General features: G+C 35.1%; 22 protein-coding genes. 20 read left to right on the forward strand and 2 right to left on the reverse strand.

Annotated elements, in window-relative coordinates:
- The 8 genes from QE109_RS11355 to QE109_RS11390 all read left to right on the forward strand — a co-directional run bounded on the left by QE109_RS11355 (nt 1) and on the right by QE109_RS11390 (nt 8,031).
- Nucleotides 1-2,865 carry an EAL domain-containing protein gene (locus QE109_RS11355; protein WP_281094642.1) on the forward strand — a complete coding sequence of 955 codons (2,865 nt, stop codon included), beginning with the start codon at nt 1-3 and terminating at the stop codon, nt 2,863-2,865.
- 296 nt (nt 2,866-3,161) lie between these two features.
- Nucleotides 3,162-4,151 (forward strand): tryptophan--tRNA ligase, encoded by a 990-nt coding sequence (trpS, locus tag QE109_RS11360; protein WP_281094643.1) that lies wholly within the window; start codon nt 3,162-3,164, stop codon nt 4,149-4,151.
- A gap of 161 nt (nt 4,152-4,312) precedes the next feature.
- Nucleotides 4,313-4,879, forward strand: a complete 567-nt coding sequence (locus tag QE109_RS11365) for a carboxymuconolactone decarboxylase family protein (protein ID WP_281094644.1) — start codon at nt 4,313-4,315, stop codon at nt 4,877-4,879.
- Nucleotides 4,876-5,754 (forward strand): DUF6597 domain-containing transcriptional factor, encoded by an 879-nt coding sequence (locus QE109_RS11370; RefSeq protein WP_281094645.1) that lies wholly within the window; start codon nt 4,876-4,878, stop codon nt 5,752-5,754. Before QE109_RS11365 ends, QE109_RS11370 begins: the two co-directional genes overlap by 4 nt.
- A gap of 66 nt (nt 5,755-5,820) precedes the next feature.
- Complete coding sequence (locus tag QE109_RS11375; RefSeq protein ID WP_281094646.1) at nt 5,821-6,189, forward strand: hypothetical protein; 369 nt, start codon at nt 5,821-5,823, stop codon at nt 6,187-6,189.
- Between the two features lie 157 nt (nt 6,190-6,346).
- Nucleotides 6,347-6,778, forward strand: a complete 432-nt coding sequence (locus QE109_RS11380) for a zinc ribbon domain-containing protein (RefSeq protein ID WP_281094647.1) — start codon at nt 6,347-6,349, stop codon at nt 6,776-6,778.
- Between the two features lie 72 nt (nt 6,779-6,850).
- Complete coding sequence (locus tag QE109_RS11385; protein WP_281094648.1) at nt 6,851-7,042, forward strand: hypothetical protein; 192 nt, start codon at nt 6,851-6,853, stop codon at nt 7,040-7,042.
- Between the two features lie 119 nt (nt 7,043-7,161).
- Nucleotides 7,162-8,031 (forward strand): radical SAM/SPASM domain-containing protein, encoded by an 870-nt coding sequence (locus tag QE109_RS11390; RefSeq protein ID WP_281094649.1) that lies wholly within the window; start codon nt 7,162-7,164, stop codon nt 8,029-8,031.
- 66 nt (nt 8,032-8,097) lie between these two features.
- Here the strand turns inward: QE109_RS11390 and QE109_RS11395 are convergent, their stop codons facing one another.
- Entirely contained in the window at nt 8,098-8,985 is an 888-nt protein-coding gene (locus QE109_RS11395) for a hypothetical protein (protein WP_281094650.1), read from the reverse strand.
- Nucleotides 8,986-9,009: 24 nt separating this feature from the next.
- Entirely contained in the window at nt 9,010-9,597 is a 588-nt protein-coding gene (locus QE109_RS11400) for a TetR/AcrR family transcriptional regulator (RefSeq protein ID WP_281094651.1), read from the reverse strand.
- 179 nt (nt 9,598-9,776) lie between these two features.
- Between QE109_RS11400 and QE109_RS11405 the strand changes: the two genes are divergently transcribed.
- From QE109_RS11405 to QE109_RS11460, 12 genes are all read left to right on the forward strand, one after another.
- On the forward strand, nt 9,777-10,202 hold the full coding sequence (locus QE109_RS11405) for a MarR family winged helix-turn-helix transcriptional regulator (protein ID WP_281094652.1): 426 nt from the start codon (nt 9,777-9,779) through the stop codon (nt 10,200-10,202).
- Nucleotides 10,199-11,062 (forward strand): SDR family oxidoreductase, encoded by an 864-nt coding sequence (locus tag QE109_RS11410; protein ID WP_281094653.1) that lies wholly within the window; start codon nt 10,199-10,201, stop codon nt 11,060-11,062. The genes QE109_RS11405 and QE109_RS11410 overlap by 4 nt, the downstream gene beginning before the upstream one ends.
- A gap of 157 nt (nt 11,063-11,219) precedes the next feature.
- Nucleotides 11,220-11,531, forward strand: coding sequence for a cupin domain-containing protein (locus QE109_RS11415; protein WP_281094654.1), 312 nt, complete (start codon nt 11,220-11,222; stop codon nt 11,529-11,531).
- Nucleotides 11,532-11,730: 199 nt separating this feature from the next.
- The gene (locus QE109_RS11420) at nt 11,731-13,740 is read left to right on the forward strand and encodes a diguanylate cyclase (protein ID WP_281094655.1); all 2,010 of its coding nucleotides are present in this window, start codon (nt 11,731-11,733) and stop codon (nt 13,738-13,740) included.
- A gap of 144 nt (nt 13,741-13,884) precedes the next feature.
- On the forward strand, nt 13,885-14,199 hold the full coding sequence (locus QE109_RS11425) for a PadR family transcriptional regulator (RefSeq protein WP_281094656.1): 315 nt from the start codon (nt 13,885-13,887) through the stop codon (nt 14,197-14,199).
- 13 nt (nt 14,200-14,212) lie between these two features.
- Complete coding sequence (locus QE109_RS11430; protein WP_281094657.1) at nt 14,213-15,223, forward strand: permease prefix domain 1-containing protein; 1,011 nt, start codon at nt 14,213-14,215, stop codon at nt 15,221-15,223.
- Nucleotides 15,224-15,907 (forward strand): hypothetical protein, encoded by a 684-nt coding sequence (locus tag QE109_RS11435; RefSeq protein WP_281094658.1) that lies wholly within the window; start codon nt 15,224-15,226, stop codon nt 15,905-15,907.
- Nucleotides 15,908-16,054: 147 nt separating this feature from the next.
- Nucleotides 16,055-16,975 carry a hypothetical protein gene (locus QE109_RS11440; RefSeq protein ID WP_281094659.1) on the forward strand — a complete coding sequence of 307 codons (921 nt, stop codon included), beginning with the start codon at nt 16,055-16,057 and terminating at the stop codon, nt 16,973-16,975.
- Nucleotides 16,976-16,985: 10 nt separating this feature from the next.
- Nucleotides 16,986-18,086: a radical SAM protein gene (locus QE109_RS11445; protein ID WP_281094660.1), complete on the forward strand. Its 1,101-nt coding sequence runs from the start codon at nt 16,986-16,988 to the stop codon at nt 18,084-18,086.
- A gap of 15 nt (nt 18,087-18,101) precedes the next feature.
- Nucleotides 18,102-19,394 (forward strand): hypothetical protein, encoded by a 1,293-nt coding sequence (locus tag QE109_RS11450; RefSeq protein WP_281094661.1) that lies wholly within the window; start codon nt 18,102-18,104, stop codon nt 19,392-19,394.
- A 2-nt stretch (nt 19,395-19,396) separates the two neighbouring features.
- Nucleotides 19,397-19,609 carry a hypothetical protein gene (locus QE109_RS11455; protein ID WP_281094662.1) on the forward strand — a complete coding sequence of 71 codons (213 nt, stop codon included), beginning with the start codon at nt 19,397-19,399 and terminating at the stop codon, nt 19,607-19,609.
- A 134-nt stretch (nt 19,610-19,743) separates the two neighbouring features.
- A complete protein-coding gene (locus tag QE109_RS11460; protein ID WP_281094663.1) occupies nt 19,744-20,088 on the forward strand; it encodes a DUF1292 domain-containing protein in 345 nt (114 codons plus the stop codon).
- The last annotated feature ends 122 nt before the right edge of the window (nt 20,089-20,210 follow it).

The following is a 20,210-nucleotide window of genomic DNA, read 5'->3' on the forward strand; positions in this document are numbered from 1 at the left end:
ATGACGATTAAACGAAAACTTTCTTTGGTAGTGCTTTTGTTCACAGCAATGGTTCTATTATTGATGAATTCTTTTTATTATTTATATATTTCAAATAATTTGATAAATGACAATAAAAATGAAATTGAACAAACGCTCGATATTCAAAGCATTGCTTTGTCCAATTTTTTTCATACTAGGGAAGTTGAAGTGAAATACCTAGCGAAATCAAAGTTGGTAAATGATGCTTATATAAACTATTTTAGTGAAAATCCAAATAATGATGCTACATATAAGACAGAATACATAGCGCTAAATGCTTATTTTGAAGATTTGGTTGCTAACAATTCAGCGCTTCGTGATGCTTTTATACTGTCGCCTAAGGGATATGTAATGGCGAGTAGTGAACCTCGTAGTTTATGGATTGATCTTTCAGATAGACAGTATTTTATCGATGCAATGAGTGGTAAAACGACTATAAGTAACCTATTGGTGGATCGAATTGATGGTGAAAGTGTTCTTTTCGTAGCAACACCTATTTATGCTGATAATGATATTCAGAATACAACAGTTATTGGTGTAATGACTAACATAATTGATGGTGTAAAGGCTTCTGAAATGCTACGAAATTTGACAAATATTAGTTTTGGAAAAGCTTACTTGATCGATCAAGATGGCATGATAATTTTTCATACGACAAAGGACTTGATTGGTACTCGTCACGTCGAAAATGAAATTGCCACTTATTTTCTAGGTACACCAGAGATTTCTGATTCCAAATTGTTTAAGTCGACGCAGCAAAATCTATATGTGGCTTATCATACAATTGAAAATACCTCTTGGCGCATAGTGATTGAGCAAAATGAGAGCGCAATTTTAAGCTCTGCTTATCGTGCACTTGGTATCATGTTACTCATCACTTTGCTTGTTTTAGTGATTGCTACTTTGATAATTGCAAAATTTGCTAAGATCATTACTGGACCAATAGTGAGTTTGAGTCAAGTAATGCGACAAACAATTTCAGGAGATTTAAGTGTGCGTTCTCAGCATTTAAGTGATGATGAAGTGGGGCAGTTAGCTAAAGACCTCAATCATATGCTAGACGAGTTAACAGGTGCATATGAAGAAGTTGAAGCGAAAAATGAAGAACTCATCGCTACTGAAGAGGAACTCAGACAAAACTATGAACAGTTATATGCGCAAAAAATTAAACTTTCTGAGATTCAAAACAAATATAAGTTAGCACTTGATGGCTCTAGTGCTGTGATTTGGGAATGGGATCTGAATTTAAGTTTGTTTTTTGCCTCAGAACTTTGGTATAAATTAACAGGTAGAGATGGGTATAACACAAAAGTTGAATTAGTTGCTTTTGAAGAATTGATAGATGCCAAAGAACAAGAGCGCTTAAAAAACCAATTTTTCTTCAACTGGAGAAAGAAAATCGAAAATATTACTTTTGATCTGACTTATCTCTCAAATAAGGGAGAACAACTAACTTTTCATGTGATTGCCACAACGTTATATGACGAAGAAGATAAACCTTACAAGGTTTCTGGAACTTTGATTGACATTACCAAAGAGAGAGAGATGAGTCAAAAAATATATCAACTTGCGTTTACAAATTCTTTGACGGGCTTTGCAAATAGGACGGCTTTTATAACTGATATTACACAAGTAATTATGGATCAAACATCAAAATCATTTAGTGTTTTTCAGTTTGATATAGACCATTTTGCAAGAATAAATGATTCTTTGGGTCATATTTTGGGTGATCAACTGTTGATTTTAGTTGCTGAGCGCCTAAAGTCATTATCTTCAGATTTGGTGAAAGTCTACCATTTATCAGCAGATGAGTATGCTTTAGTAGCACTTGAACTAGAAAAACTAGAAGATATTAATCAAACTTTAAAATCTATCTATGGCTTATTTGAGACACCTTTTGAAATTGAGGGTAGATTTTTCTATATAAGCATTAGCATGGGTATTACGAAGTACCCTTACGATGGATTAACGGTAGAAAGATTAGTTCAAAATGTTGATACTGCAATGTATGCAGCTAAAAAGACAAATCGATCGTCATATGTATTTTATGAGTCGGTTATGTCTGAAAATGCAACAAGAAAGATTGAAATAGAAGATTTGTTGCGTACTGCAATTCATGAAAATAGAGTGAGAATGGTCTATCAGCCACAGTTTGATTTAAAGTCTGAAACTTTTGTATCGGCAGAAGCACTTATGAGGTTAGAAGATCAAAATGGAAAATTGATTTCACCACTTGTGTTTATACCTATTGCTGAAGAAACTGGATTAATTGTAGAACTTGGATACTGGGCATTTAGAAATGTTTGTAAAACTTATAAAGCTTGGCAAGAAATGGGCATTTCCTTTGAGAGTGTCAGTGTCAATGTTTCTGTGGTACAACTGAAACAATCCGATTTTATAGAGGAAATTCTATCAATTATCGATGAAACGGGTATCGCTCCAGATAAGATAGAACTTGAAATTACAGAAAGTATATTACTGGATATCGATATGGCTAACGAAAATATTATAGATCAGTTAAAATTTCATGGTATTAAAGTTGCACTTGATGATTTTGGAACGGGTTACTCGTCTTTAAGTTATTTAAGACAGTTAGCGATCAACACTTTAAAGATCGATAAATCATTTATCAATAATTTGAGTGATTCCAAGAAAGACAGAGAATTAGTAAGACAAGTCATTGGACTTGCGCATGAGCTAGGATTAAAAGTCGTTGCTGAGGGTGTAGAAACTGAAGAGCAATCTCAAATTCTTTCTCAGTTCTTATGTGATAGCATCCAAGGGTTCTATTATAGCAAACCTATTATTGAGCGAGAAATCGTTTCACTTATGAAGAAAAGTTAAGGTTATTGACACTTCGTGGTCTATATATTATACTTTGCTTATTGATAAACCAATGATTAAGAGAAGTAGGCATTTTAAGAAATCAAAGAGAGCTACTGATGGTGCGAATGTAGTATTTTAAGAGATGTTGAATGGGCTTAAGAGGGCAACCCGAATTTTAGTAGGCGTTGACGGAAACTCTAACCGTTATGATGAGAGCATATGTTAGTATGTGAAAAGACTTAATTTAGGTGGCTATCAGACGATAACTTCTGTTCCTTTATGGGACAGGAGTTTTTATTTTTTTGGAGGATATGATGAAAAGAATTTTAACAGGTGATCGCACCACAGGAAAACTCCATATTGGACATTATGTAGGGAGTTTACAAAACAGAGTCAAGCTTCAAGATCAGTATGAGACTTTTATATTATTAGCTGATATCCAGGCGCTTACCACGCATTTTGAAAACCCAAAGTTGATCAATGCCAGTATCTACGATGTTGCCATCGACAATTTATCAGTTGGATTAAACCCTGAAAAAGTGACGTTTGTTCAGCAATCTTTGATTCCATCTATTGCTGAACTGACAGTATTTTATTCGATGTTAACGACTGTGAACAGTTTAAGACACAACCCAACCATTAAAACGGAGATGCTTCAATATGGCTTTAAAGATGTGACTTATGGCTTCTTAGGATATCCCGTAAGTCAAGCTGCTGACATCACTTTTTGTGGCGCTGACCTCGTGCCTGTTGGCGAGGACCAGCTTCCGCATCTTGAGCAAGCTCGTAAACTTGTAAGACGGTTTAATGCGCTTTATATGGATGAGCATATGGGGATAAAGGAACCTGTTGCACTTCTTAGTGATGTACCTAGACTGATGGGGCTAGATGGCAATAGTAAGATGGGTAAAAGTCTAGGCAATGCTATCTATCTATCTGATACGGAAGATGAGGTTCGAAGAAAGATCAGAAAAGCCGTGACAGATACAAATAGGATTAGCATCGCCGATAAAGGGAATCCTGAAAAGTGTGTCGTTGCGACTTATCACAAGATATTTACACAGGATCAGTATGATAATATCTGCGAGATGTGCAGAAGCGCTCAAATAGGGTGCTCAGCTTGTAAAAATGTACTTATAACTTCAATCGATGAACTACTAACACCTATGCGCGAAAAACGTAGATACTATGAATCGCATCTTAACTTAGTGAAGGAGATTATACTGGATGGGTCAAGTAAGGCAAATAAGATCGGCAATGAAACAGTCGCTAAAGTGAAAAACGCCATGCATCTATCGCTGTGATGGTAGTTTATCACTCGCTAGAAATTGCAGATGGATATAAGGAAATCTAAACCAACTCAAGACTATTCAAGACAATTTAAGACAAAAAACAACTTATCTGATACACTGATTTTATATAAGAGATTGTTTAGTTTTTATGGATTTTACTTTGGAGGTGTGCGATGAACGCTTATATTGATCCACCTAAAAAAATACCTTTTTACATCAAATTGGGACTTTTCTTTGCAAAGCGTGCAACGGGAAAGGATTTGTTACCACCAAGGCTTTTGGCATGGTATCCAAAAGCGGCGATCAGTTCAGGGGTGATGGAAGCACTAGTGGCACATGGTAATCCCCAAAAAGACCTAGATGCAAAAATTCTGCAGCTCATAAGGGTACAGGTTTCTATCCTTACATCTTGTCCTTTTTGTATAGATATGAACGCAAATGAATTTGAAAAAAATGGCATCACTGAAGAAGAATTACAAGGACTTAGCGGTGTACTTGATCTAGATATGATTCCCTCTTTGTCTGAACGTGAGAAGTTGGCGATACAGTATACGCGTTTGATGACGCAGACACCTGTGGAAATCTCTGAAGGATTTATGAAAAGTATAAAAGCGACTTTCACTGAAAAAGAGATAGTTGTCATAGTCACAACAGCAGCTCAGGTGAACTACTGGGCAAGGCTTATAAGAGCGCTTGGTATTCCTTCGGCTGGGTTTATGGATAGGGAGTTAGATATTTGATTAAAAAGTTTGAACCAAAGGATAATTTGAAAGAATGGGTAGATTATGTTTGGCTTGTTTATGAAGAACACTTATCTGATTCGGCTAGAAATGATATAGTCGTACCACTTTGCCACTTTAATTTGGTTTTTAACTTAAAAGACGACTATTTTCTAGAGGAAAATAATAAGATATATAAAATGCCTGAAGTGGTAAGGGTAGGTGTATTGGATCAAGCAGTAAAGATTAAATATGGAGAATCTGTTTTTCAGATCGGAATTGCTTTGAAACCATCTGAGATTACATCGTTGATCTTTAGGAGTGAGAAAAACATCGCAAATAAAGTTTTCAGTGATTATGATCTAAGCCATAAAATTTATGAAGTTAGCCCTAACTTTTATGATCTATATGATAAATTAGGTAGTATTGAGATCGATGAAAATCAGTTTGATGAAAATTTTGATGCAATCATGAAGCTTATTTGGACCTATTTAGAACATTCCATGGATGAAGTTTTAATTAAAAAAGATACAAAGGATGAGAGGGTACATGATAAAGTGCATATATCTCAAATGGTTCAATATATCGATGAACATCTTGATTCTTTTAAAGTAACTCAGATGGCACAGTATTTTCATGTAAGTGTGAACACACTTGAAAGACGATTTAAAAAAGAGGTAGGATTAATGCCAAAGTCTTTTGCCAATATCAAGCGATTTTTAATTCAGAATAAGATTCAGTGGGCTGGTGAAGAGACTTTGGATTATTACTATGATCAAGCGCACCTTATAAAAGATACACGTAAGTATACAAATAAAACCCCAAAGCATCTAAATGAGGACCAGAAAGAGTTAACCTTAGGTTATATCTTTAGCCACCTCAATAGAAAGGATTGATGATTTTTTACAATTATTGTTTTTTGAAGTTTGCTAAAATAATAAAAAAACAGTAAGGAGAAAATGATGAACCACATATTTGTAAGTATAGTTTTGTTTCTAAATGTTACACTTCTAGCAATTTTGGTCCCTGGAGGTCCAATTGAGAACAGAGATTTTTCCAAACTAAAAGGTGTCGTGTTTTGGGGATTTAATGTTTTTTTGGTTTCACTTGGGATTTTAACTTTTTGGACGAGTTATATCGTTTTAAAAGATTTGAGTTATGCTGCTATGATGATCAAGATCGTCTCTGTTGGGTATGGTTTGGTTTATGCACTCGATTTGGCTATGATTTTTCCTAAGTCGCCGACAAAAATGTCAAAAGCATTGATGTTACTAGAAATTATCAATTTGTCATTGGCAATCTATTCTTTTATTTTATCGGAGTTTGTTTAATTCATCTGATTTAAAAGCTTAGATAACTACACATAATTATAAAAATAATCGCAGAAGCGGTTATTTTTTTATTTCAACCCTAAGAGGAATAATTTCTAATTGATAATTGTATGACATTAAATACTATTTCTGATAAAATAACTTTAGGAGGTGTGTTATGGCAAAAAAAGAAATTTCTGAAGAACGCAAAATGCTTTATTATGCTGGTCTTGGTGTTATGGTGGTTGGTTTTCTATTCTTTTTATCTGGTTTTTTAGGGGTTATGAATCCTGAGACGATGTTGATGTCAGGCTCTATGGGCTCTTTTATAGCTGGGCCGTTTATCGGTATTATCATGATCGGTGTAGGTGGGTTTATGAGGAGTGTGGCTGCGCGTGGGGTAGCAGGCTCTGGACTTGTACTTGATCCTGAAAAGGCAAGAGAAGACCTTAGTCCGTGGTCTTCTATGGCTGGTGGTATGCTCAACGATGCACTTGAAGAGACGAGTATTGGATCAAAGAAAGAAGTTATCAAAGTAAGATGTAGGAATTGTTCTGAGCTCAATGAAGAGGATGCGAAGTTTTGTAAAAATTGTGGTGAGAAGCTTTAAGTGTGAATGTAACATTCGATACTAAACAATAAGGAGAAGCAACATAAGGCAAGTACTGTTGCAATTTATAAAATGATTGTATATTTAATTCTAGTAGTAATAGAGGCTGTTGTCTTATTTAGAGTCATGAAAAATTATTTTGAAAAAAACCCTACAAATAAATTTATGGCAACAAAACTTTACATAGCTAGCGTAGTGGCGATTGCGATGTTGATGTTTTCACTAGCAAATGATCTTGGATTCGATCTGCTGAGTTTTCTTTAGTTAGAACCAAATCTTATGCTATGTTGTTCTGCTCAATTCGTGTATAATCTGTATGAGCTGTACTTAGATATATAATGAGTTTTGGCTAAATGGTGCATACATTAGGAGATTATGAGCAAATGAAAAGATTTAAAAAAATATACATCGAGATTACAAACATCTGTAACTTAAAGTGTGATTTCTGTCCGATGACCAAGCGTGCACCACAGTTTATGACAGAAGAGAATTTCGAGATTATACTGAATAAAGTAAAGCATATAACGGATCAAATCTATCTACATGTCATGGGTGAGCCTTTGCTACATCCTCAACTTGCAGGATTTTTAGCACTTTGTGATAAACATGGCTTAAAAGTAAATATTACGACCAATGGTGGCCTGATCACTGATACAAAGGATATTATTCTAAATGCCCCAGCTGTTAAGCAAGTGAATTTTTCACTTGGAAGTTTTGAAGCAAATTCTGATTCTCTTTGCCTTGAGACCTACACCCGTGGCATCACACAGTTTGCACTTGAAGCTCAAGAAAAGACAAATATTGTAAGTTCACTGAGACTTTGGAATCTGGACAACGATATGATCAAAGGTGCTAATTCAAAAAATGACCAAATTATGACCTATTTAGAAGATCATTTAAAACTCGATTTTAAAATCAGGGAAAAATGCACGACTTATAGAGGTGGTAGGCTAAGCAATAACATCTATGTGAACATCGCTCAAAAATTTGAGTGGCCTGATATAGAACGCTTAGATACAAAAGACGATGTTTTCTGCTATGGTCTGAGAGACCATATAGGGATACTTGTCGATGGCACGGTTATACCTTGCTGCCTTGATAGCGATGGCAATATACCTCTAGGCAATGTGTATGAAAGTTCGATTGAGAGTATCGTGGATTATGATCGGGCTAAAAAGATGTACACGGGTTTCACCAATCGTAAAGTTGTTGAAGACCTATGTAAGAAATGTGGATATGCACAGAAGTTTTAATAAATATAATCAATCCTAATCAATTCAAGTTTTTTGAAGTGATTAGGATTTTTTTGTAATGTGGAATCAGCGTGTCTCAACACTGTCCATATGAGGCGACTTTATATGATGCATCAGTAGATAAAATGCATAAATCGCAATAAGATTAAATATTGGGAATAACGCTCCTTCAACCAGACTAACTGAGATGCCCTGTCTAATTGAATTTAGAATCATGGCTGAAATTGCTGTTAGCATCGTGATTGCTTTTATGATGATCACGCTACTAAGCAGGTAGCCAAGAGGCTTTCTTTTTAATAGGGAAATCCCAGAAAAGACGGCGGTTGGCACTATAAAACCTAAATCCATCCCTTGAATCACAAGCGTTGTATAGTGTTCAAGGCCAGCAGGTGCAGCGCCACTTGTTAGCGATGTCCCGATTTTACCTAGCCATAACATGCCTATCGCGAAAGCTATAAAAAATTGAAAGCCGCTTAAAAATCTAACAGGAACCTGCTTGCTATAGTGATTTGGGATGTCTTTCAAATCAAAAGATAGCATCATCATTACAAAGGCATAAAAACTCGCTGTCATAAGCATCACATAGATGAGGAAAAGTGAGTTGTACATCCACAAAAATGTGTAAGATACATAAGTGTATAGAAAATAGGCAAGTGTACCTGTTAAAAAAAGTTGACCACGAAAAGAACCACGCAGCGCAAAATAGGCTGAACCAATCAAAAGTGGAACCGCGATTACAAGTGTGACTAAGTCAGAAGCGAGGCCTTGTGCTGCAACCGATATAGAGTCTTTTTGATAGATGCCTTTGCCATAAAGTGAAACTTCGTCGCCATAAATCGATGTAAAATGAGTTAAGTCACTTGGCGAACTGCTTAGGAGTCCAGCTAAAGAGACCACTGTAGATGCAATAACGATAAAAGCAACGAGAGATAAAATTGCTTTTCTATTTTTCATAAAAAGTACCTCCATTTTAGTACATTATGCACTTATGTTTAATAACCATGTCACATGATCAAGTGTAGATGCGATGAAATCTTTAGCTTCTATGGATTGGCTTTTACCTGATAGATATTTACAGAGTTCACCGTGTACAAACCCATGTGCAAGTTTTAACCGAATAACCGCCTCTGATTCAATCATGGGTTGATCAAGATCCGAAATATAGTAGGGAAGAAGTAGTATCTCAGGTCTTTGGTGATTTTGAAAAAGTTCAGAAAAATCAATGTCAATGTGTTCAAGCCATAAGAACCGATACCAACCAGGATGGGCTAAGGCGAATTCGAGAACACAATGGATATAGGCTAAGGTATAGCGCTTAAAATTCCCAGTCCTTACGCGTTCCATAGTTTCAAAGGTGAGGGTTTGTCGCATATCAAGCATGATTTGCATACCTGATTCGAGAATCAATGCTTCAAAACTCGGAAAAAAGTTATAAAGACTTGTGTGTGCGCAAGCGAGTCGCCTTGCAATTTCTCTGAAATTCACATTGTGAATGCTCTCCTTTTCTTCGATAAGTGCAATTGTAGTGTAGATGATGATTTCTTTGGATAATTTTTTTTTACGCATGTCGCTCCTTTATATAAACGCAATAATATTCATTTGGGTAAGTTGATGACTCAATAACTACCAGTGGTAGTTTTAAAATAACACAACATTTGGATGAAGTCAAAGCAAAATAATAATTGACAAGGAAATATTCCCTGATACAATATAGTTAACTAGATTAACTATATTGAGAGGTTTACATGAAAATAGATTTAATTCAAAGTGCTGACGCTGTTGGTCTATTTTGCAGGTTACACATGAAATCAAAAAAAGAGTTGCCCATTCGATCAAGTGAGATGGGTGTGTTGATTTATACTTCGAAACAAACGGATGCCGTGACGCCACTGATGATCAGTCAGTTTTTTAAAATTACAAAGCCTGCCGTAACGACTATGGTTAATGCCCTTGTGAATAAAGGCTACCTAATTAGAACTGCATCAACCATAGACAAAAGAAGCTATACACTTGAAATCACCAGTGAAGGAAGAACCTTAGTTGAGTCAACCTTTGAAGCTTATACTGAAGTGATAGAAACTTTATATGAGGGCATGGGTGAAGCTAAATTTAAAGCGTTTGTTGAACTTATCAGTGAAGCAAATGCAATTCTAAGTGAGGAGCGATCATGATGAAAATTTTGGTAACTGGCGCTTCGGGCAATGTAGGAAGTTATGTAGTAAATGAACTGATAGCACTTAACGAAAATGTAGTTGCAGCTGGAACAAACGTGAGCAAACTTAAAGATAAATTTGGCGATAAGATTGAGCCCGTTTATTTTGACTTTACTAAGCCTGAGACTTTTGATGAAGCGTTAAAGGGCGTAGATCGGGTTTTTCTCATGCGTCCACCTCATCTTGGAAAGCCTGAGGATCTCTATCCATTTATAGATGCAGTAAAAAAGCATGAAGTTAAGCTTTTGTCTTTTCTATCTTTAATGGGTGTTGAGAATAACCCTATACCACCGCATCACAAAATAGAGAATTACATCGAAAAAAGTGGAATTCCATTTGCACATATCAGACCGGGCTTTTTTATGCAAAATATCTCGGGTGTTCATAGCGTCGAGATCGTAAAACTTGATCAGATTTTTGTACCAGCGGGTAAAAGCAAAACGAGTTTTATCGATGCTGCAGATATTGGACTAGCCATTGCTACGGTATTACATGATGCAAAAGCTCATAAAAATAGTACTTTTACCATAACGGGACCAGAAGCTTTAACCTATGATCAAGTAGCAGAGGTACTTACAAAAGTAACAGGGCGAAAAATAACGTATGCACGTCCAAGTTATTTGAAATACAGAAATTATTATCTAAAAAATAGAAAGCTGGATAAAAATTATGTCAATGTCACTGTAGCCCTATATTTTATGACGCGTATGGGGACAGCAAAAGCTGTAACGGATGAGTTTTACCTTTTAACAGGTAAAAGGCCGCGTACTTTTGAAGCCTTTGCGAGGGAACACAAAGAAATATTTATAAAAAACTAAATATGGATTTTGAGAAGAGATATAAACTCACTATAGCTGCAAGCAGGAAACAACTTTATTATGTAAAATTGAATGTTTATTCGTAACAATCGTTACATCTTTACTTCTAGGTATGTATTATAATCTAATTATTACATATCATGAAAGGATGATGACTATGATTGAAAAAGTTTATAACATGACATTAGGTAATGAGAAGACTATTGAGAGAATTATTCAGGATGAACACATTCATTACAACCACATGATTTTGAACAAAGGTGAAGCACTTCCAGAACATTTTTCAAATGCCAATGTGTACATGACCGTTTTAAGGGGTAGATTATCAATAGTACTTGATGATCAGCTTGTTCATGAATATGAAATGGGTAGCATCTTAAACATACCAATTGATATCAAGATGAATATAAGAAATCTTCATCAAGAAGTACTTGAACTAATTGTGATTAAAACACCAGCACCAAAATAGTAAGGTTGAAATATTGATAAGTACGAAACCACATGCATGACTGTATGTGGCTTTTTTTATTTTGAACTGGGAATTTTTGCTTTGTTTTGGGTATATAAAAATAAGTAATAAAAACAATCTAAATCTATAATTAATATCTATATAATTAAATTCTTATAAAATATTTCTACTATTTGCATTATGGATTGGAGATGATTTCATGAAAGAACCAAAGGAGAACGCAAAGAAAACAACTCATAAATTGTCAGATACAGATGAAAAACAATACGTTAACGAGAAAATTCGTGAAGCATTGCCTCAACTGCGCATATTATTTATTTGTTTTACACTTCTTTATGGTGCATTCGGTTATTTAGATTTTCTTACAGCACATGTTTATAGTTTGCAATTTTTTATCATTCGATATGTGATTGTAATTCCATTATTCATTGTATTCTTAGCTCTTTCATATCGACAGATTATTTTTACCATATCACAGTGGTTATTGACATTTTGTTTAGTCGTAGGTGGCATGGGAATCGCTTATATGCTAATTGTTTATCCAAGTAACTTTAGTTACTATGGCGGTTTGTTTATGGTTATTTTTTCAGGATACTTTTTGCTAAAGTTAAATAGTAGTTATGCTGTAATTGGCAATCTAATAATCTTTCATTTTTATATTTTCGGTTCCTTAATTGTCCATGGGAGACTTAATTTTGATACGATCTTAGTGACTTCATTTTTTGCAGGGGCAAATGTAATTGGTGCCTTAGGTAATTATCAGCTAGAGCGTATGGGGCGTTTGAGGTTTATGCAGGAAAAGGAAATTAAAAACCAAAATAAACAGCTTGAAGCTCTTGTTCTCAGCCAAAGGAATGAATTGTTACAAATAGAAAAAGCATTTGAGTCCACGAGCGACGCTATAGCAATCTTTAGTCCAGTGGGAAAACTAACCAATTTCAACGATGCATTTTCAAAAATTATGGAGATAGATGAAGATACTGGATTAGGGCTTTATCATCAACTTGATGACATTATCCTAGAGGTTCTACATGGAAGTGTGTGGAATGGTGAGCGAATTATCAACTCAATACCTGATGATAAAAAGATACTTCTTATTCAAGCTGATTCAGTTTTTGAAAGTGGAGAAGTGATAGGTGCAGTAGTAACTTGTAAAGACATTACAAAGCGTAAAAATGCTGAAGTACAGACTCAATATATTAGTTTTCATGACCATTTAACGGGACTATACAATCGTTATTGGTATGAAGAGGAAATTAGAAATTTTGAATTTCGACAACAAGTCCCTTTAAGTATAATTATGGCGGATCTCAATGGCTTAAAATTGTTAAATGATACTTTTGGTCATGCTGTTGGAGATCGTTTTTTGATGTATGCTGCCGAGGTGTTTAAGCAGGTATGTCGTGCAGAAGATTTAGTTGTGCGCTGGGGTGGTGATGAATTTGTCATCTTGATGCCACGGACCACTTATGATGAAGCAACAAAAATTGCTGAGGAAATTACAAGTAGCAGTGCGCGGTTTTTGTGCGAAGGCGTTCCTGTTTCAATGGCAATAGGTGTAGCGTGTAAAGTGAGTCACAATGAAGAAATTGATAATATTTTGAAGCTCGCTGAGGAAAAAATGTACAGACAAAAGTTAACGGAAGGTAGAAGTGCAAAAATTGCAATTTTAAATGCACTTAATAAAACCATGCAGGTAAAAAGTTCTGAACCTGAAAGTCACACTAAAAATATGCAAGAGATTGCTAAAAAAATGGGGCTACACATGGGTTTGTCTGAAGATGACTTAGCCAGACTGGAATTAGTGGTTAAACTTCATGATATAGGCAAAATCAACATCCCTGCAGAAATACTTAAAAAAGAGAACGCTTTATCTTTAGAAGAATGGGAGATTATAAAAAAACATTCTGAAATTGGTTATAGAATTGCACAAGCAACTGAAGATTTTTCACATGTCGCTCATGAAATACTTTCTCACCATGAAAGATGGGATGGTAAAGGTTACCCTCAAAATCTAAAGGGAGAATCAATTCCTTTTCTATCGCGTATAACAACAATTGCAGATGCTTATGAGGTTATGCTTAATGGTAGTCCGTATAAAGCCCCCATGTCTAAAGAGGAAACTATTAAGGAAATTAAAAGATGCTCTGGTACACAATTTGATCCTGAGATTGTGACTGTCTTTTTGCAAGTGGTTTCTGGAAGTTAAAAAAACGATAAATTAATAAAAAAATACTGCTTGATTTTAGTATGATAATCGTTTAACATAATACATAGATATACGATGCATAGCATAACAAGGCATCGATGTACAAGGTATTGAAACATTATCCATCTAAAAATGGAGGTAAATATGAACAAAGAACTTATAAAAGGCACAACAGAGATGATGATCCTTAAGATGTTAGACCGTCAAGCAACCTATGGTTATGGGATGATCAAAAATTTTGAAATAATGTCAAATGGTTCGTTTACACTTAAAGAGGGCACTTTGTATCCGATTTTACATGCACTTGAAAAAAAAGAGCATATTGAATCTTATTGGGATGATCTTGAAGGCAGAAAGCGCAAATACTACAAGATCACTGAAAAAGGCAAGCTGAACCTTGAAGAAAAGAAAAGTGAATGGGATGAGTTTGCTTTAGCAATGAAATTAATCATGGAATAAACAGGAGAGTTATATGTCGGAATGTACAGCGAATATAGAGTTAGCAAACGATCGACTCACCGTTAAGGATATTACTACACATGAAAATGTTTCGATGTTTATCCAAAAAGTGCTGGATCAGGTCTATACTGAAGAAGAAGGACATGCAATTAAAGATGAACTAATTGATCATATCTTTAGTTTAGCAGAAGATTATATGGATGCTGGTCATAGTAAAGAAACTGCTATTAAGAAAGCTTTATTTCAAATGGGTGATCCTTCTGAGATTGGCTATAGCTTTACTGACTATGAAGGAATGAAGAGAAGAAAATTTTTAAGAGTTGGTTTAAAATGGCTGGGTGTCTTGATTATCTTGTTGACAATAGTTGTTACGGTTGAACTATCTGGTGGGTTTAAAGCTGTATTTTCAGATACATCTGGTTCATCATCAAGTTCAAGTGGACCAGATTGGTTTATCATTTATTACATTTTCTATTTGCCATTTATCATCATTAATGGTAACTTATCAGCTAGCGCTGGGTTAAATGGTATTCCACTTAGTAAACTTAAGATATCCAAAGAACCACTACTTATATTATGGTCTTATAAGAAGAGATTCCCTTGGGAATACTTTTTCTTAGTGATATTTTTTATACCTGTGATTCTAATTTTTGTAGTGATATTTGCTTCCGAAGGAAATAATCCAGTCTATGCTTTTGTTTTTTTATCCGTACTCACTTTTTCAGTGTGGTTGATGTTCCATAGTGAAAAATATAGAATTCCCAAATATGTTGTCCTTGAAGAAGGCATCGTAGTAAAAAATAAGCTAATTTCTTGGACAGCAATAGATCGTATATCTTGGACCAAAGATTATATGGCATCTAGTGAGGACCACTATAAATTAATCATAGAACATATCTCAAGGGTGCCTAATAAAAACGTTAACAAAAAGTATATGACAAGTGGTGTCACGATTAAAAAAAATATCGATGTAAATGCCAATCAATATAGGCAATTGCAGGCAATTATTAAGGAGCGTATGTAAATGAATTTTTCTATGCACCGTGGAATATATTTGAAAAACAAAAAAACCATAAAGATTTTTTTACTTATAAATATATTGTTCTTTATCAGCGTCATCCTCTTTGAGATAAAAACTTTGACAAGTCGGTTAATTGTTGTTGGATGCCTTATTGCCGGGCTAGCTCTTACCAGATTCTTTTGGAATAAAGCTATGAGGGCACAAAAAATTCGACTAAATGAAGTTGAAGCCCTATATGGCAATGAAACAATAGTTTGCTATGCAGAGAATTATTCAGGGTTAGTACGCAAGGACAAGTATGGTTATCTGGTTCTTATGACTATATATGTTGCACTTATACTGTATGTATGTGTGATGTTATACACTGAGTGGATTAGCAGTGTACTAGTTTTAACAATTCTTAGTATAGTCCATATTTCTCTGGCGATCCCCATAATGGTTATTTTGATAAAGATGCTAGATACTGCAGTTTTTTTTACAAAAGATACATTGTTTTTAAGTCATTCAAATGAAATTGAACTTGAAAAAATAAAAAAATATCAATTTATTGAATGTGTAAAAGGTGGTGCAGTACTTGAGCTCAATACTGGTGATCATTTTGTCAGGTTGAGTTTAGCAGATAAGGAGCACCATATCATTGAAAAGCTTATAAATCATACTCAATTGACAAAGCAAATAGAATTATAAAACTAGCCACATCGTTTTCTTGACGGTGATTAGGCTAGTTTTTTTATGAAAAAAATAAACTGTCAATGACAAATGTTTTATTTGGGGTACATATAAATTGAAGGTTGTTATAATTTAATTATTAGATAATCCGAAGGGGGTATTCATTTGAACATTGAGCGAAGAAGGGGCTTAAACGAGGATGTGTTTAATGGTGCTAAAATCAATTCAACAGATTATGCACAAATACTAAATGTTAACGCACAATGGGGAACTGTTAACATGACAAAGGACGTAGCTGATCAGAGTCAAAAAAAAGAACCCGAACATTTAATCCACTGGATTGTAGGGGAACTTAAGGATGGTATAAAAATGATTCCAAAGAAAGCAAAAATTTTGTCAATTTATGGGGGGGTTATATTGGCCATAAATTTGATTTTTTGGACTGTGAAACCTTATTTTCTGCCGAGTTATCTTCAACCCTTTAGGCAACTCATTTCTTTGGTGGTTTTTTTAACAGCAACATACAATGATATTGTTCCTAAAACGATTTTTTGGGTGATTGTGTTTACTTTTGGCAGAAAACTTTTTAAGCAGATGAGAAAACGAGGATTCAGATCAACTTTTTCATGTATGAAAAATACTGTGCCGCAACTAAGCAAAGCAATGTCTACTTTAGGAAGTCGGGCATATCCTATACTTTTATCCGGTGCTGGAATGGGATTAATCATAGCAAATAATTTTGCCAGTTATTCAAGGTTTTCTGGTGCACGGAACAAAATCGACAAATATTTTATCGTGATGATAATCGCTTTTTCGATTAGCTATTTACTTGGTGAAGCAAACAAAACAGGAATTTTTAAGTTTATTAAATTAGGTTCTAATGACTTAGGTAAATTAATCGGTATCAAACAAGGTTTATCAGATGACGGTGTATATTTGATATTGTCAGGTTTTGTCTTGGGACTTTTATTAGATGCACCACTTATTTTTCTGAAATTTATGTATGGCGGATATATTCTAGGGTTGCTAGGAATCTTAGTAGCAATAGTAATGTTATTTATACCTGTAAATAAAGCCACAGTCTAAGAGGTGAAATTTGATTAATTACGAAGATGAACAGTATAAATATAGGGTTTCATTTAATCCAATTACAGGTGTGTATGTTAGGACTTCAGTATTAGACGATAATAAGTTGCAAACTGAAGTTGAAGCATTTCGTGGTAGCTACCCACATCTACTTGACGTAGGGATTATGGGGCATTGTCTCCATGGTATTAGCGGAAAATGTGCACAATCTGGGGTACAGTGTTATCAGTCAGGAAGCCATATAAAAGAACCTCATATGAGTTATGATAACTTTAAAAAGTTAATAGATGAAAGTAGTGGAAAAACATTTCAGATCGCACTTGGTGGTAGAGGTGATCCGGACCAGCACCCTGATTTTATAAACATGATTCGGTATGCACGAGAAAATAATATAGTACCCAATTTTACGACTTCGGGCTATGGACTAGATTTCAGTATTTTACCTGAGGTAAAAAAATACTGCGGTGCGGTAGCGGTGAGCTATTATCGCAGCTTTTATACGACACGGACGATCCATGCTCTTCTGGCACATGGTATCAAGACCAACATCCATTATGTTTTATCAAATGATACGATTGATGAAGCAATCGATTGGATTGAAAATAAAAAGATACCAAGTGGTATTAATCGCGTCATATTTTTACTTCATAAGCCAGTTGGGAATGGATCTGTAGAAAATGTATTATCGATCTATGATCCGAAGGTAAAGTATTTTTATAATTTGTTCAATAAAGAAGAAAATTGTAATATCGCGGGGTTTGATACTTGTACAGCCCCTGCTTTAATACATTTTGCACCAAGAATTTTAAAAGATTCATATGATACTTGCGAAGGCGGAAGGTTCTCTGCTTATGTTACACCAGATTTCAAATTACTCCCTTGTTCTTTTGATGGAGACCAAAAATTTGCTATTCGTTTAGATAAGTATTCAGTTGAAGAAGCATTTAATAGTACATCTTTTGACAACTTCAGAGATAGTTTTAAAACATATGCAGGAAATTCGGATGAAAATAGTTGTAGAAACTGCGTAGATAAAGAATTATGTTTGGGTGGATGCCCAATTATGAAATCAATTGTTATTTGCGATGTCTTAGACAAAAACGCACTCTGATTTGGAGGTATGGTTATGAAGATAAGTGTAGATCATGTTACCAACTCATCTAGTGAATCATTTGGCACTGTAATTGTTGACAGTATAGCAGCTATCGGGCTGGCGATTCCGTTTATAGCTGTAACAATGGGGAATAGCGACTTAAATAAAGATAGTGACAATGAAGAAACAAGTGGTGATGAATACGACTATGAACCGTATGAATCGACAGATCCAAGTGACCCATCCGGTACAATTATTCAAAAAAATCGTGATGGGTCAGTAACTAAGACGCATCCTGATGGCACCAAAGGAACAAAGATGCCTGATGATACGGTATATGTATCTGCCCCCGATGGTACAACTGGTGTGATAGAACCTGATGGGCATCAAATATTGACGATGCCAGATGGCACAAAAGTTGAACACTATACAGATGGAACTTCTTATGCTGAATATCCAGATGGAACATCTCGTGTGGAATACCCTGATGGCACTGTTAAAGAGCTAAATCCACAGGGTGAGATGATTCAAGTCAATCCCGATGGTTCTTTCATGGTAAGAGAACCAGGAAAAACAACTTCGAAAGTCTATAACCCAGAGGGGCGATTTGTTGGAATGTCTGATGAACGTGGGACAGATATAAAAGTGGATGAAAATGATGAAGTAAAGGGAACTTATGTTAGTCCGAGTGGCGAGAAGTTAGAAGTAACGGGAAACTTGAACTCAGGACTTGTGATGCAAAATGATAAAGGCACTAAGATAGAAATTGATGAAGATGGTGGACTAGTAGGTGCAATGGTTAAAGACGAAAACGGCTACCTTCAGATTGATGAAAATGGTGCAATAAAGAGTGAGGGCAAGAATCCCGAGACTGGTGTTACGTATACATTAGATTTCAACCCAGATAAGGGACTTAAGTACAAAGATTCAAACGGGAATTTTATCGACGTTGATGCAACTGGAAAAGGAAGCGCAAGGGTTGTTGATGACCAGGGAACTCTATCTATAGACAAGGATGGTCGTGTTGAAGCTACTGATAAAGAAGGAAATTACGAAAATTACATTCCAAATGATGATGGTTCGGCTACTTGGGAAAGTGGAGATGCAAATGGACCGAAAGTAACAGGTGTAATTGATAAAGAAGGTAATGTAGAATATACAGCAACTGATGGCAGTAAACTTAAAATAACGAAAGACTCAACATTGACCATCACGGATCCAAGTGGAAATGAAACTTCTTATACGAAAGCCCAAATTGACAACATGGTTGCTGAGCAAAAGGCGAATGTCTCGGCCATAGATGATGCATTCAAAGGGGGAAAATAACGATGAATAAAATTATCCCAGAAGCACACAAAGAAAGCATATTACAAGCGTTACAAATAAAAGCTTCCATTGAAGAAAAACAAAAGTTGTCCATTGGCAATATAGAAGCAATTGGAAAACTAAAAGATACGACGCTTGAGGCTTACACAGATTATCGCAATCTTAAAAGAAAATTTAATATGGCAATGACGCTAATTGATATGTTTAAAGATTGATAACAGAATTGTATAGCTATTCATAATTAAAGGACACAAGGATACAAAAAGTTTAAGATTAATTAACGAATTTTGTATCGACACCTCTTTTATATCCATGTATAATCAAGGAAATAACTCAATGAGGTGACGAAATGTCTGATTTAAAAAATAATGATGTAAATGTAGAAGATAACGCATGTGGCTGTGGACACGATCATGACCACGATCACGATCATCACGTGCATACACTAACACTTGAACTTGAAAATGGCGAAGAGTTAGTTTGTCCAATTATCGAGATCTTTGAAGTGGAAGGTAAAGAGTATATTGCTTTATTACACCCAGAAGAAGAAATTGCAATGCTTTATGGATTTGTTGATGATGAAGATGGTTCAGTAGAATTAACTGAAATCAAAGATGATGATGAATATGACAAAATCGCTGAAGTTTTCAACACTTTAGTTGGCGCAGAAGACGATGAGGAAGAAGAAGCATAAAATATAAACACGAATAATAAACTGTATATTGTTAGAAGTAGTAAGGCCTTTAAGATGTCATATATGTTCATTTTAGAGGCTTTTTTCCGTGCATTGTGTAAACAAAGTTTTAATTTTGCACG

This window comes from Fusibacter bizertensis (genome assembly GCF_029914245.1).
GTDB classification, from domain to species: domain Bacteria; phylum Bacillota; class Clostridia; order Peptostreptococcales; family Acidaminobacteraceae; genus Fusibacter_C; species Fusibacter_C bizertensis.

Coding starts and splice junctions, on each gene's coding strand:
- QE109_RS11410 (WP_281094653.1), top strand. CDS start 10,199: ATGATGAAAATTTTGGTAACTGGCGCTTCGGGCAATGTAGGAAGTTAT.
- QE109_RS11430 (WP_281094657.1), top strand. CDS start 14,213: ATGTCGGAATGTACAGCGAATATAGAGTTAGCAAACGATCGACTCACC.
- QE109_RS11425 (WP_281094656.1), top strand. CDS start 13,885: ATGAACAAAGAACTTATAAAAGGCACAACAGAGATGATGATCCTTAAG.
- QE109_RS11460 (WP_281094663.1), top strand. CDS start 19,744: ATGTCTGATTTAAAAAATAATGATGTAAATGTAGAAGATAACGCATGT.
- QE109_RS11405 (WP_281094652.1), top strand. CDS start 9,777: ATGAAAATAGATTTAATTCAAAGTGCTGACGCTGTTGGTCTATTTTGC.
- QE109_RS11355 (WP_281094642.1), top strand. CDS start 1: ATGACGATTAAACGAAAACTTTCTTTGGTAGTGCTTTTGTTCACAGCA.
- QE109_RS11455 (WP_281094662.1), top strand. CDS start 19,397: ATGAATAAAATTATCCCAGAAGCACACAAAGAAAGCATATTACAAGCG.
- QE109_RS11435 (WP_281094658.1), top strand. CDS start 15,224: ATGAATTTTTCTATGCACCGTGGAATATATTTGAAAAACAAAAAAACC.
- QE109_RS11365 (WP_281094644.1), top strand. CDS start 4,313: ATGAACGCTTATATTGATCCACCTAAAAAAATACCTTTTTACATCAAA.
- QE109_RS11375 (WP_281094646.1), top strand. CDS start 5,821: ATGAACCACATATTTGTAAGTATAGTTTTGTTTCTAAATGTTACACTT.
- QE109_RS11380 (WP_281094647.1), top strand. CDS start 6,347: ATGGCAAAAAAAGAAATTTCTGAAGAACGCAAAATGCTTTATTATGCT.
- QE109_RS11395 (WP_281094650.1), bottom strand. CDS start 8,985: ATGAAAAATAGAAAAGCAATTTTATCTCTCGTTGCTTTTATCGTTATT.
- QE109_RS11420 (WP_281094655.1), top strand. CDS start 11,731: ATGAAAGAACCAAAGGAGAACGCAAAGAAAACAACTCATAAATTGTCA.
- QE109_RS11450 (WP_281094661.1), top strand. CDS start 18,102: ATGAAGATAAGTGTAGATCATGTTACCAACTCATCTAGTGAATCATTT.
- QE109_RS11385 (WP_281094648.1), top strand. CDS start 6,851: ATGATTGTATATTTAATTCTAGTAGTAATAGAGGCTGTTGTCTTATTT.
- QE109_RS11415 (WP_281094654.1), top strand. CDS start 11,220: ATGATTGAAAAAGTTTATAACATGACATTAGGTAATGAGAAGACTATT.
- trpS (WP_281094643.1), top strand. CDS start 3,162: ATGAAAAGAATTTTAACAGGTGATCGCACCACAGGAAAACTCCATATT.
- QE109_RS11400 (WP_281094651.1), bottom strand. CDS start 9,597: ATGCGTAAAAAAAAATTATCCAAAGAAATCATCATCTACACTACAATT.
- QE109_RS11390 (WP_281094649.1), top strand. CDS start 7,162: ATGAAAAGATTTAAAAAAATATACATCGAGATTACAAACATCTGTAAC.